Here is a 12,644-nt window from a genome sequence, read left to right as displayed (position 1 = left end):
CGCGGGTCATTGCCGGCGTCTCTTGAACGATCACGGTGGCGGCGAAACGATGGCCGCCAATGATCACTCTAGCCAAGAATCAGTGGCGCAGGGTGAAAGCGGATGGTCGGTGGCGGCGTTGTTGCCGGTGGGCACTGACATAGTCTTCTGCCCGGCTGATGACCGGCAGCCAGCGCTGCGGATTGATGTCGAGGGCGATGCCACTTTAGAAAATTTGTATCGCCATCACCCCAAAAAACCACCTCGACAAGGTAGCTTCTGAGCTTGACCAAAAGCTGGGCAAAGAACTAGAAGTTTTAAATAACGAAGAACATTGACCATGCTTCGAAGCACATCAATTATTTAAACCGACCAACAGCCCAGCCGCTAATAAGCCCGAAAACCCCGAAAACCCCGAAACACTAAAACAGAACATGTTTAATCAAACCATTAAACCACCCGACCTTTCCCACATCATTTAGCATCAAAAGCCACACCGCTTAAAAACATCAATACTTACGTTACAAAAATGCCTCATCACCGGCCAAGTTTCGTGTTGACAGCTCAACCCACACGATGAAGTATCTACATCACCAGCTAGATGCTCACGACAGCCGAAGGGAATGAGCACTCCAAACAACAATAATTAAATTGGACTTTATTATGCGCCTCTCTTTTCTGCGCCACACGCTCATTTCGCGTACCACGTCACACCTGACCTCCATTGACCACAATCTACTAGCCGACCCATTTAGCGCGAGAACTATCCCTGGCTGAGGGAATTTCGCCATCAACACACTGGCCAACCAAATCACTACCCGACGCTAGTAACTAGAGGTGTGCTTGGCAGTACTCAAGCTCTGCGCTTCTCACCAAAAACAAGCTCTCCGCCCGGCGACTGCATTAAACAAGAGTCCTAGCGCCTGACACACTTGCAACACACAGACATTTCCGCGAAATAAAGCTTTTTTGAGGACATTAAACTGTGAAAACTTTTCATCAGGTCATCGCGGACAACGCCAATAAATACCCATCCAAACCGGCGATTGTCCTGGATGGGGTCGTAACTCTCTATCACGAACTGCAACAGCAGGCGGATGACATTGCTTCACTATTGCCGAATTTAGGCGTCGCCCCAAGTGAGCGCGTGGGTCTGTACTCGGCTATTTCCATTGAGCTGATTACTGCCTACTTGGGCCTGTTGCAAGCAGGGGCAATTACCGTGGCCACCCATCACACCCTGAGCCGTGCCAAGCTGATTCATCAGCTCAAGCATTCAGGAGCTCGGGTGCTGATCACTGACTGCACTGATGACCTGCCGGAACTAATTGAGGAAGCAGGCTTGGTACTGATCCTACTTACCGTTCCTAACCCCACGCCCACGCCCCAGGTGCTCTACTTGGCCGATGCCATGGCCATGTACCGAAATCAGAAGGTATCAGCCACATCGTTACCGGCAGTGGACCCCGAGCGGCCCACCTCCATTTTCTATACCTCAGGTTCGACCTTCAATCCCAAAGGAGTGTTGGTTAATAGCCGGATCATGTTGGAGGTTTCCAGCCGGGTTACCGCCTACCAGCAGAACAACCCCGACGACCGCATTCTCAGCTACTCGACGCTGGCCTCGGACTACGGCGTCTACAACGTGCTGATGCCGCTATTCGTCGGTGCCACCAGCGTGATCGAAAGCCGGTCCGCCAGCAGCGCCGAGGATGTACTCGAAGTGGTCGAACGCCAAGCAGTAACGGCCATGCACGTGTTCCCCCCTGTGTTTTCCTTATTGGCCAATACCGGCCCGCAGTGGCAGAAGCGAATCCCCAGCCTGCGCTATATCTCTAGCAGCGGACAGGCACTACACATCCGCCATCTACAACAGGTTCGCCGGGCCTTACCCCAGGTACGGATTTTTTCCAACTACGGGCTCACCGAGTGCAAGCGCGTCAGCTACCTCCCCCCTGAAGAAATCGACCAACGACCGACATCAGTAGGCAAGCCTCTACCCGGCGTCAGCGTGTATCTGGTGGACAAATTGGGCCTGACCATCGACCGGCCTGAGCAGATAGGCGAATTGTTGGTAACCAGCGACTACCTGATGCTCGAGTACTGGAACATGCCCGAAGCGAATGCCAATGCCTTCGTCCACGACACCTTCGGCCATTCACGGCTTTACCGCACTGGCGATCTGTTCAAGCGGGACGCTCAAGGCTACCTCTACTACGTGGCCCGCAAAGACAACGTGTTCATGCGCAACATCTGGAGTGTCAACCCGCAGGAAATCGAGCAGTGCCTGGCCTCACACCCGGCGGTTGCCGAGGTATTGGTAGTGCCGGTCGCCGACGAGTTAGCAGGCCATGTGCCCAAGGCCTGCATCGTGCTTGAGGCCAACCATAGCCAAACCAGCGAACAAGTCTTACTCGATTACTGCAAATCCCTCCTGGACTGGCACATGGTGCCAACTCACTGCGTGTTCCTCGAAGCCTTGCCAAAAACCGACTCGGGCAAGCTCACCACCAACGGACTGATCTGATCATAGGAGCTCTGTCATGAAAACTTGCCCCGAACAGTCACCGGACGACACCAAGCTGGAGCAAGACCTGCAACAAAGTGCCATGCTGAAACTAGCTAGGCATTTCCATAGTTTGGCCACAGGCGCCAGCCAAGTACCCTTACAGTCTTTGCATAGCCACCTGAGGTCAACGATCACCGACCCTCGAGTCTTCGACTACCACGACCGCCTAATCGAAGGCGCGGGGCCCTTGTTTTCACACTTCCTGGCCAGCGTGCCATACATTCTCGAAGAGCTGTCCCGGGTTGGCGTAGCCCTGACCCGGCTGGCCCAAACCAGAGCCAAAGAGGGAGCCCAGACCTTCAGCCTGTTCGAAGTGGATGCCTTCGATGGTACCAACGGCCGCGCCCTGGCTGGCCATTCGAAAGGATTGATCCGCAGTTTTACATCGTCGCCCAACCGGGCTAACCGGGCCGCATTCGAACGATATGCTGACCCATTGCTGTCGCAGTTCTATCCGCAGTCATTACTCAAGGTCTGTCCGGCCCTGCTGCAAAGCCCAGAATACCGGGGGTTCAGCCAAGGTTTCGAGTTCATTTATGAAATGGCAGCATTCCAGTTTTATACCCGCGACCGCGAGCGACAAATCGCCCATATCAAGCAGTTTCTCAAGCCCACCGGGTTGGCGTTTTTCCTTGAAAAACTCAATCACCCCGATCCGCAGGAATACCTGAGGCGTGAGCTGATCAAGGACGAGGTATTCAAAACCCGCTACTTCAGTGAAGAAGAAATCCGCTGGAAACGCCAGCAGATGCTCGAGCAGATGCAAAACGGCCAAGTCACTCTGGAGGAGTTGGTGAGCGCCCTGTCCACACACTTCAAGTACGTTCACCTGCTGTGGAGCAGCAGCAACTTCTGCGAGCTCGTTGCCTCGAACGACCTAGACCAGATAGAGCGCTTCCTCAGTTTGTTGGGCCCAGTGGTGCAACCCGTGGATTTTTGCTTTGAGAGTGCGCGCCTTGGCCGCCTAGCAACTGACAATAGAGACGCTGGAGAGTCAGGCAATGCATGACCTCATCGACCAAGCGTTCCACCCCGCCGCTAAATCTGCGCTTTGCCACCGGGCACTCCAACACCTGCCAGGCTGGCGCCTGCAGGCCGCCGCTGCAGAAAAGAACCGTCGCTTGAACAGCAGAGCTTTCACCGAACTGTTTGCCGGCGACTGGTTGGACCTGCTATCGCCACGCGCCCCAGCAACTAATAGTGGGAACTGGCCAACGCTGGTAGAAAGCGCACGCATCGCCGCCAGAGCTTGTGCTTCCACAGGCTGGATACTGGCACTTGTGGGTGGCCACGCTAGCATCGCCCGACGCCTGCCCACGGCCTGCCAAGATCTGTTATACGCCGAGGGGGCCCGACAGTTGTTCGCCTCTGCCTCTAGTGGCGCCAACTGCCAGCTGTCCCAAGAGGCAAAGGGTATTCGGGTAAACGGGCATTGGCGCTTCAGCTCTGGTATCGAGGACGCCACCTGGTTAATGCTCAATGCTCCCTGTCCGAACCACACGGATGCTGCGTACACGCCACGGTTTCTGTTGTTGATCGCCGCACACGAGGTCGAGAGGCTCGACAGTTGGGACAGCTGTGGCATGGCCGCGACCGGCTCCCACGATCTGCTGACCCACCAATTGCTGGTGCCTCATGACCGGGTGTTTGCGCTGCACAAGGTATTCGCTCAACGCTTGCCCGCGTTCGGCAACGACTATATCGACCGGCTACCTCTGGCACCCTATCTCACCACTTCAATCATCGGCCCGCTGCTGGGCTGCGCCGAAGGCGCCTATACCGCCTATGTGACGGCGATGGCCGGTTCCTCACTGGCCAGCGACCCACTGATCGCTGAACGAGCGGCCCACTCAGCAGCGCAACTATACAGCGCGGGGCGACTGTATGAGTCGCTGATCTCCAGGTTGCATGAAGCCGGTACTCATGACCGAGCTTTGGATGCCCGGCAACTGTTGCTCCTTAAGCGGGACCGAGCCTACTTGGCGCAGCAGTGCGTTCAGGCGGTATGGCGCCTAGTGGAACGGCTCGGTGCCTCAGCGCTGGTAGCCGGCAACCCACTTCAGCGTCATTGGCGTGATATCCAGGCGATAGCAGCACACCGCGACTTGGCTTGGAACGACGCAATGACGGCTTTCGGCGAGGCCTGCTTGAAGCCCATCAACGTTAGTGTCTCTCCGGCCTGATGCCTTTCAATACCAAACGCTTCACAGAGGTTCGTATGTTCATTCGCAGCAAATCTGACGTCGAGAAAAACCCGTACTTCGTCGAGTGGGGCGCAGGCACCAGCCATCGCCTACTTACCGAGCGCGATGCCATGGGCTTTACCTTGTGCCACACCGTGGTCCGTGCCGGCACCGAATCACTGCTGCATTATCGCAATCATCTGGAGGCGTGTTACTGCATCGCCGGCGAAGGCGAGGTCGAAGACATGCAGGGCAGTATCTACCCGGTTCGGCCCGGCGATGTGTATGTACTCGATCAGCACGATCGCCACTACCTGCGCGCCAGCAAGGAACAGGACCTGATTCTGCTCAGCGTGTTCAACCCGCCCCTACGCGGCGACGAGCGGCATAACCTCAACGACAGCTCGGGGTCGGCCTACTGATATCGAGTAAAGCTAGCGCAGCATGTCGCCCGTTCACAGGAGGTCACTATGCGTAAGGATTACCTGGCTTTTTTCATCTCGCTGTTTCTATCGCGACTGGCGGATCAAATCCTGCTATTTATCGTGCCATTGTTGGTGTATCAGGTAACCAATAGTGCCTCTTTGGCCGGGCTGGCATTTTTCGTCGAATCTCTGCCACGCTTTCTCGCGTTTCCATTGTGCGGGGCGCTGTGCGACAAATTCTCGCCCATCCGGATCCTTCACATCAGCCAAGCCTATCGAGCACTGTTCTGCGTGCTGGCGGTGGTGCTCCACGGAATATTCGGCGGCATCGCCTGGGTAGTCGCGCTGTCAGCCCTATGCGGAGTGTTGACCACTCAGGGCATCATGGCCCGCGAAGTGCTGCTGCCACATATTTTCCAGCACTACAGCTACACAAAGACTCTTTCCTACTCACAAATCGCTGATCAAACCGGTCTGGTCCTCGGGCCGCTAGTCGCGGCACTACTCCTGGAGACCTGGGCTTGGCACTGGGTGGTCTTGTGTGTTGCCGGACTATTTCTGCTGGCCGACCTGAGCATGCTGGCGTGGCAGCGGCTCAGCCGCATGACTCTGGAGGTTTTCGAGCAGCATCAAGACATCTGGATACAGCCCCTGTGTATAGCCTTCAGGCATATTCGTGAACAGGTAGAACTCAAGAAGATCATCACTCTGGCGGTTGGGGTCAACCTGATTGTCGGCGTCACTCTGGCCACCTCGGCGGCGATGGTGATCGGTCAGTACAGTGCCGATAAAGACGACTACGCAGGGCTACAGGCAGCGGGTGCGGTAATCACCATCGCGATCCTGTTCTTCCTGGCCAGGGTGGTGCTGCCCCAACGAGCACTTGGAGGCATCGCCTACTCGATGATCGCCGCAGGCGCCTTCATCAGCGCCCTGAGCCCGTACCTGGCCGGCTATGTGTTGGGCTTTCTGCTTATCGTCGGCTTCGACAAGATGTTCAACGTCCATATGCGCAGTATCCGCCAACGGGTAATTCCGCCCCAGGACTTCGGCAAGACCGTGGGCGTGATCACCCTACTCAACAACTTGTCGCAACCACTGGCCGGATTGTTAGTAGCGCTGCTGGCCTCGCCCTTGGGTACGCAGCGGGTAATCCTGATCCTGGCTGTACTGACCTCGGTTCTGGGCGCCGCAGCCCATTGGTGGTTTACCAAAGCCCCGCCCCCGCTCTCCGCCCAAGCCTTCAAGGCCGAGCAGGAAGCTGGCAATTGAATGGGGTGCCTTCTCTCTTGGGGCATCGCGAATGACGCAACCCTATCTATGAATCACGGGTGTTGGGGTGAGCTATTGATTGACCGACACATGAAACCTGTCATCACCCAAGTGACGAACTTGAACCTCGGCACTGACGTCGCGACCATCACTCGCAATGAAGTCATAGTGGGCCTGCAAGTAGGTTTCGCGGCTCACGAGGCCCTTGGAGATCAGGCTACTGGCCAACGCCACACAGGCACCCCCTACGGTTGTGATCGGGCCAGGGTACATCTGGATGTACTGGATATAGTTCGAGCCTGAAAATGTGCTGTAGGTAACGGTTTCAGGCCCAAAAATGAGCGTTGCGACTCCTATCGCAAGGATGATCACGCCGAACACCATCAGCACCCATCCGTTATGGACACCGTCTCCAGCGGGGCCTTCGAGGTACACCGCGTAGCGATCAGAGAACCCGGCGACATGACAGTCCTCAGCAGAGGACGTCAACACGATGCGCTCTTTCACCTTTTCTTCTGTGCCTGCTTGCATGATTCACTCCTTCGAAAAAGTGAATACTAAGCAATGATTGCCGCCAAAAACGGCCGTGCAAGCAGTTTCAGAAACGTCCCACGCAACAAAGACAGGGTTCTGTACTTGCGCGCAAAAACAAAAAAGCCCGTGGCATTACGCCACGGGCTTTCGGGACAGCAGAGTCAATCCGTCGATTAGAACGGGATATCGTCATCAAAGCTGTCGAAGTCCGGTGCTGGCTGCGGAGCGGCCTGCTGAGGCGCTGGACGCTGTGGCGCCTGCTGCGGACGTGGAGCCTGCTGACGCGGCGCCTGGTTGTAGTTGTTGCCACCACCCTGAGGCTGCTGCTGCGAGCCATCCTGGTTCTGCGGACGACCACCAAGCAGTTGCATGGTGCCCTGCATGTCGACGACGATTTCAGTGGTGTAACGCTTGATGCCGTCTTTTTCCCACTCGCGGGTTTGCAGCTTGCCCTCGATGTACACCTGGGAGCCCTTGCGCAGGTACTCGCCAGCGATCTCGGCGACCTTGCCGAACATCGAAACGCGGTGCCACTCAGTGCGCTCGACCTTCTGGCCAGTCTGCTTGTCGGTCCACTGCTCGCTGGTGGCCAGGCTCAGGTTGGTCACGGCGTTGCCATTTGGCAGGTAGCGAACTTCAGGGTCTTGGCCGCACGTGCCGACCAAAATGACTTTGTTAACCCCACGGGCCATAACGTTCTCCTAGGCTTCGCACGCCGCGGGCGCTGGGTTGACCAGACGCTCCAGGGCCGAACGATCCAAAATTTTCGTATCCAATTTGATATAGATGGCGGCTTCGTCTGCCACCACCACTGCGTCGGTCACACCCGGTACAGCCATGAGGCGCTCGGTCAGACCGGCTTCACGAACCGCTTCCGGCGACAGCGGCATGCGCAGGCTGGTCACGTATGGCGGCTCGCGCATGCTTAGCGCAACGATCAGCCATACCGCACACAGCGCGGCGCACCCCAGAAACACCGTACTCAGACCCCCGTGCTGGAACATCCAGCCGCCGAGGATCCCACCCAGCGCGGCACCGAGGAACTGGCTGGTGGAATACACCCCCATTGCCGTTCCTTTGCCCCCCGCCGGCGAAACCTTGCTGACCAGCGAAGGCAGCGATGCCTCCAGCAGGTTGAAGGCCGTGAAGAATATCACGGTGCCGATCACCAGTTCTTTTAAGTTGACCGCTGACACCCAGAAGAATAGCTCCGTCAGCATCAACACACTGACCGCCCCAAGCAGTACGCGTTTCATCTTGCGCTTTTTTTCGCCGTAGATGATGAACGGAATCATTGCCAGGAATGAAATCAGCAACGCCGTCAGGTACACCCACCAGTGCTGCTCTTTCGGCAGCCCGCCACGCTCGACGAAAGCCAGCGGCAAGGCAACGAAACTGGCCATCAGGATGGCATGCAGGACGAAGATGCCAACGTCCAGGCGCAGCAGGTCGGGATGGCGCAGCGTCGGCCCAAGGGCCTGCTTGGCGACACCGGACTCGCGATGCTGCAAGGTGCCATGCGAAGGCGGCACCACGAAGGCGATCAAGGCGATGCCCACCAGGGCCATGGCCGCCGTTGCCAGGAACAGCCCGGACAAACCAAAGGCACGGGTCAGCAGCGGGCCGACCACCATCGCCACGGCGAACGACAAACCGATGCTCATGCCGATCATGGCCATGGCCTTGGTCCGGTGTTGCTCGCGGGTCAGGTCCGAGAGCAGCGCCATCACCGCCGCCGAGATGGCCCCGGCGCCTTGCAGTACGCGCCCGGCAATCACCCCCCAGATCGAGTCGGCCTGAGACGCCAGCACGCTGCCCAGGGCAAAGATCACCAGGCCCAGGTAAATCACCGGGCGCCGGCCGATACGGTCGGAGATGACCCCGAACGGAATCTGTAAAACCGCCTGGGTCAGGCCATAGGCACCAATGGCCAGGCCGATAAGGGCGGGTGTAGCACCGGCCAGGTCCATGCCATAGGTCGCAAGCACCGGCAGGACCATGAACATGCCCAGCATTCGGAACGCAAACACCAGGGCCAGGCCGCTTGCGGCGCGGGTTTCGCCGGCGCTCATGCGTTCGCTATCGGTATCGTGCATGGATAAACCTCGTGTGAACCGGCGGCGATTCTATCAGTCCCACCGCTTAACGGCATATACAGTGACGCTTTGCCGCGTAGTGGCGCGGCGCCGTATACTCCTTCGTTTATGCCCGCAAAGCGAGGCCGCAGTGGACAAGATCCTGATTCGTGGGGCGCGTACCCACAACCTGAAGAATATCGACCTCACCCTGCCCCGGGACAAGCTGATCGTCATCACCGGCTTGTCCGGCTCCGGCAAGTCGTCACTGGCGTTCGACACGCTGTACGCCGAGGGCCAGCGCCGCTATGTCGAGTCGCTGTCGGCCTACGCCCGCCAGTTCCTGTCGATGATGGAAAAACCGGACGTCGACACCATCGAAGGCCTGTCGCCGGCGATTTCCATCGAACAGAAATCGACCTCGCACAACCCGCGCTCGACCGTCGGCACCATCACCGAAATCTACGACTACCTGCGCCTGCTGTACGCCCGCGTGGGTATGCCACGCTGCCCGGACCACGACATTCCGCTGGAGGCGCAAACCGTCAGCCAGATGGTCGACCTGGTGCTGGCCCAACCCGAAGGCAGCAAGTTGATGCTGCTGGCCCCGGTGATTCGCGAGCGCAAAGGCGAGCACGTTGCCGTGTTCGAAGAATTGCGCGCCCAGGGCTTTGTCCGTGCACGGGTCAACGGCAAGCTGTACGAGCTGGACGAGTTGCCCAAGCTCGACAAGCAGAAGAAACACAGCATCGATGTGGTGGTCGACCGTTTCAAGGTCCGTGAAGACCTCCAGCAACGCTTGGCCGAATCGTTCGAGACCGCGCTGAAACTGGCCGACGGCATTGCCCTGGTAGCGCCGATGGACGACGAGCCGGGGGAAGAGATGATCTTCTCCGCGCGCTTCGCCTGCCCGATCTGCGGCCACGCCATCAGCGAGCTGGAACCCAAGCTGTTCTCCTTCAACAACCCCGCCGGTGCCTGCCCGACCTGTGATGGCCTGGGGGTCAAGCAATTCTTCGACATCAAGCGCCTGGTCAATGGTGACCTGACCCTGGCCGAAGGCGCGATACGCGGCTGGGACCGGCGCAATGTCTACTACTTCCAGATGCTCGGCTCGCTCGCCGCGCACTACGAATTCAGCCTTGAGGTGCCCTTCAAGGAACTGTCGGCCGAACATCAGAAAGTCATCCTGAGCGGCAGCGGCAGCAAGAACGTCGACTTCAAATATCTCAATGACCGTGGCGATATCGTCAAGCGTTCGCACCCGTTCGAAGGCATCGTGCCGAACCTGGAGCGTCGCTACCGCGAGACCGAGTCAGCCACCGTGCGCGAAGAGCTGGCCAAGTTCCTCAGCACCCAGCCCTGCCCGGATTGCCGTGGCACGCGCCTGCGCCGTGAAGCGCGGCACGTCTGGGTGGGCGAGAAGACCCTGCCGGCTGTCACCGGTTTGCCGATTGGTGACGCCAGCGACTACTTTGCCGGCTTGAAGCTGACTGGGCGCCGTGGCGAAATCGCCGACAAGATCCTCAAGGAAATCTGCGAACGCTTGCAGTTCCTGGTCAACGTCGGCCTGGACTACCTGACCCTGGACCGCAGCGCCGACACGCTGTCCGGCGGTGAAGCGCAGCGTATCCGCCTGGCCAGCCAGATCGGCGCCGGCCTGGTCGGGGTCATGTACATCCTCGACGAGCCCTCCATCGGCCTGCACCAGCGCGATAACGACCGTTTGCTGGCGACCCTCAACCATCTGCGCGATATCGGCAACACGGTGATCGTGGTCGAGCACGACGAGGATGCGATCCGCCTGGCCGACTATGTCGTGGACATCGGCCCGGGCGCCGGCGTGCATGGCGGGCAGATCGTCGCCGAAGGCACCCCTGAAGAGGTCATGAACCATCCGGACTCGCTGACCGGCATGTACCTCTCTGGACGCAAGAAGATCGCTGTGCCGGCGACCCGTACGCCACGCAACAAGAAGCTCTTGTTGAAGCTCAAAGGGGCGCGCGGCAACAACCTGCAGAACGTCGACCTGGAGATCCCGCTCGGCCTGCTGACCTGCGTGACCGGTGTCTCCGGCTCGGGCAAGTCGACCCTGATCAACAACACCCTGTTCCCACTGGCCGCCACTGCCCTGAACGGCGCGAGTACCCTGGAAGCCGCCGCTCACGACAGCTGCGATGGCCTGCAGCACCTGGACAAGGTGGTCGATATCGACCAGAGCCCGATCGGCCGCACCCCGCGCTCGAACCCGGCGACTTACACCGGCTTGTTCACCCCGATCCGTGAGCTGTTCTCCGGCGTGCCTGAGTCCCGCTCGCGGGGTTACGGCCCGGGGCGCTTCTCCTTCAACGTCAAGGGTGGTCGTTGCGAGGCCTGCCAGGGCGACGGCCTGATCAAGGTCGAGATGCACTTCCTGCCAGACATCTACGTGCCGTGCGATGTGTGCAAGAGCAAGCGCTACAACCGCGAAACCCTGGAAGTGAAATACAAGGGCAAGAACATCCACGAGGTGCTGGAAATGACCATCGAGGAAGCCCGGGTGTTCTTCGACGCGGTACCGGCACTGGCGCGCAAGCTGCAAACCCTGATGGATGTGGGCCTGTCGTACATCAAGCTGGGACAGTCGGCGACCACCCTGTCCGGTGGCGAGGCGCAACGGGTGAAGCTGTCTCGCGAGCTGTCCAAGCGCGATACCGGCAAGACCCTGTACATCCTCGACGAGCCAACTACAGGCCTGCACTTTGCCGATATCCAGCAATTGCTGGATGTACTGCACCGCCTGCGCGATCACGGCAACACCGTGGTGGTGATCGAGCACAACCTGGACGTAATCAAGACTGCCGACTGGCTGGTGGATCTTGGTCCTGAAGGTGGCTCCAAAGGTGGGCAGATCATTGCCTGTGGTACGCCTGAGGAATTGGCCGAGATGAAGCAGTCACACACCGGCTTCTACCTCAAGCCACTGCTGGAACGCGACCGGGCCTGAGCCCCATGAAAAAGCCCCTGTCGCTCACACGACAGGGGCTTTTTTATACCTGGGGAAACTTACATCTGCGATTGCAGGTAGTTTTCCAGGCCGATGGCCTTGATCAGACCCTGCTGCTTCTCCAGCCAGTAGGTGTGATCTTCTTCGGTATCGGCCAACTGCAGGCGCAGGATGTCGCGGCTGATGTAATCCTTGTGCAGTTCGCACAGCTCGATGCCTTTGCACAAGGCAGCGCGCACCTTGTACTCCAGGCGCAGGTCGGCGGCGATCATCTCCGGAACCGTGGTGCCCACGTCCAGATCTTCAGGGCGCATGCGCGGCGTGCCTTCCAGCATGAGGATGCGGCGCATCAGTGCGTCGGCGTGCTGCGCCTCTTCTTCCATCTCGTGGTTGATACGTTCGAAGAGCTTGCTCAAGCCCCAGTCTTCGTACATGCGCGAGTGGATGAAATATTGGTCACGTGCCGCCAGTTCGCCCGCCAGCAACGTGTTGAGGTAATCGATTACGTCCGGGTGACCTTGCATCGTCCTGCCTCTCCCTGTGTGAAAGACATAGTGTGAACCAGGATGACCGGGAGGTCACTTGGAATCAGGAGAAAAGTGGCAAAAACCGGCAAAAAAG

11 protein-coding genes are annotated in these 12,644 nt (G+C 58.6%); 7 read left to right on the top strand and 4 right to left on the bottom strand.

Going from position 1 to position 12,644, the window contains the following annotated elements:
* The first annotated feature begins 22 nt into the window (after positions 1 to 22).
* The 6 genes from M5G11_RS18030 (at position 23) to M5G11_RS18005 (ending at position 6,428) form a co-directional block, all read left to right on the top strand.
* Positions 23 to 262: a hypothetical protein gene (locus tag M5G11_RS18030; protein ID WP_273912118.1), complete on the top strand. Its 240-nt coding sequence runs from the start codon at positions 23 to 25 to the stop codon at positions 260 to 262.
* A 702-nt stretch (positions 263 to 964) separates the two neighbouring features.
* Positions 965 to 2,506, top strand: coding sequence for a class I adenylate-forming enzyme family protein (locus tag M5G11_RS18025; protein WP_273912119.1), 1,542 nt, complete (start codon positions 965 to 967; stop codon positions 2,504 to 2,506).
* Positions 2,507 to 2,522: 16 nt separating this feature from the next.
* Positions 2,523 to 3,557 (top strand): class I SAM-dependent methyltransferase, encoded by a 1,035-nt coding sequence (locus M5G11_RS18020; protein ID WP_273912120.1) that lies wholly within the window; start codon positions 2,523 to 2,525, stop codon positions 3,555 to 3,557.
* Positions 3,550 to 4,731, top strand: a complete 1,182-nt coding sequence (locus M5G11_RS18015; protein ID WP_273912121.1) for an acyl-CoA dehydrogenase family protein — start codon at positions 3,550 to 3,552, stop codon at positions 4,729 to 4,731. Before M5G11_RS18020 ends, M5G11_RS18015 begins: the two co-directional genes overlap by 8 nt.
* 35 nt (positions 4,732 to 4,766) lie before the next feature.
* On the top strand, positions 4,767 to 5,153 hold the full coding sequence (locus M5G11_RS18010) for an ectoine synthase (RefSeq protein WP_273912122.1): 387 nt from the start codon (positions 4,767 to 4,769) through the stop codon (positions 5,151 to 5,153).
* A gap of 48 nt (positions 5,154 to 5,201) precedes the next feature.
* Positions 5,202 to 6,428, top strand: coding sequence for an MFS transporter (locus M5G11_RS18005; protein ID WP_273912123.1), 1,227 nt, complete (start codon positions 5,202 to 5,204; stop codon positions 6,426 to 6,428).
* 72 nt (positions 6,429 to 6,500) lie between these two features.
* Here the strand turns inward: M5G11_RS18005 and M5G11_RS18000 are convergent, their stop codons facing one another.
* From M5G11_RS18000 to M5G11_RS17990, 3 genes are all read right to left on the bottom strand, one after another.
* The gene (locus M5G11_RS18000; RefSeq protein WP_273912124.1) at positions 6,501 to 6,959 is read right to left on the bottom strand and encodes a hypothetical protein; all 459 of its coding nucleotides are present in this window, start codon (positions 6,957 to 6,959) and stop codon (positions 6,501 to 6,503) included.
* A gap of 176 nt (positions 6,960 to 7,135) precedes the next feature.
* Complete coding sequence (locus tag M5G11_RS17995) at positions 7,136 to 7,654, bottom strand: single-stranded DNA-binding protein (RefSeq protein ID WP_273912125.1); 519 nt, start codon at positions 7,652 to 7,654, stop codon at positions 7,136 to 7,138.
* A gap of 9 nt (positions 7,655 to 7,663) precedes the next feature.
* Positions 7,664 to 9,058 (bottom strand): MFS transporter, encoded by a 1,395-nt coding sequence (locus M5G11_RS17990; RefSeq protein ID WP_273912126.1) that lies wholly within the window; start codon positions 9,056 to 9,058, stop codon positions 7,664 to 7,666.
* Between the two features lie 130 nt (positions 9,059 to 9,188).
* Here M5G11_RS17990 and uvrA point away from each other — a divergent pair, with 130 nt between their 5' ends.
* Positions 9,189 to 12,023 carry an excinuclease ABC subunit UvrA gene (uvrA, locus tag M5G11_RS17985; RefSeq protein ID WP_273912127.1) on the top strand — a complete coding sequence of 945 codons (2,835 nt, stop codon included), beginning with the start codon at positions 9,189 to 9,191 and terminating at the stop codon, positions 12,021 to 12,023.
* A gap of 59 nt (positions 12,024 to 12,082) precedes the next feature.
* Here uvrA and bfr read toward each other — a convergent pair whose 3' ends face one another.
* Positions 12,083 to 12,547 (bottom strand): bacterioferritin, encoded by a 465-nt coding sequence (bfr, locus tag M5G11_RS17980; RefSeq protein ID WP_273912128.1) that lies wholly within the window; start codon positions 12,545 to 12,547, stop codon positions 12,083 to 12,085.
* Positions 12,548 to 12,644: the final 97 nt, after the last annotated feature.

The organism is Pseudomonas fontis (assembly GCF_028656955.1).
GTDB classification, from domain to species: Bacteria; Pseudomonadota; Gammaproteobacteria; order Pseudomonadales; family Pseudomonadaceae; genus Aquipseudomonas; species Aquipseudomonas fontis.
Note: the sequence above shows the minus strand (reverse complement) of the source record. Positions and strands in the feature narration are given on the sequence as shown.

Excerpts from the sequence above, each read along its gene's own strand:
- M5G11_RS18020 (WP_273912120.1), top strand. The coding sequence starts at position 2,523 with ATGAAAACTTGCCCCGAACAGTCACCGGACGACACCAAGCTGGAGCAA.
- M5G11_RS18015 (WP_273912121.1), top strand. The coding sequence starts at position 3,550 with ATGCATGACCTCATCGACCAAGCGTTCCACCCCGCCGCTAAATCTGCG.
- M5G11_RS18010 (WP_273912122.1), top strand. The coding sequence starts at position 4,767 with ATGTTCATTCGCAGCAAATCTGACGTCGAGAAAAACCCGTACTTCGTC.
- M5G11_RS18005 (WP_273912123.1), top strand. The coding sequence starts at position 5,202 with ATGCGTAAGGATTACCTGGCTTTTTTCATCTCGCTGTTTCTATCGCGA.
- M5G11_RS18000 (WP_273912124.1), bottom strand. The coding sequence starts at position 6,959 with ATGCAAGCAGGCACAGAAGAAAAGGTGAAAGAGCGCATCGTGTTGACG.
- M5G11_RS17995 (WP_273912125.1), bottom strand. The coding sequence starts at position 7,654 with ATGGCCCGTGGGGTTAACAAAGTCATTTTGGTCGGCACGTGCGGCCAA.
- M5G11_RS17990 (WP_273912126.1), bottom strand. The coding sequence starts at position 9,058 with ATGCACGATACCGATAGCGAACGCATGAGCGCCGGCGAAACCCGCGCC.
- bfr (WP_273912128.1), bottom strand. The coding sequence starts at position 12,547 with ATGCAAGGTCACCCGGACGTAATCGATTACCTCAACACGTTGCTGGCG.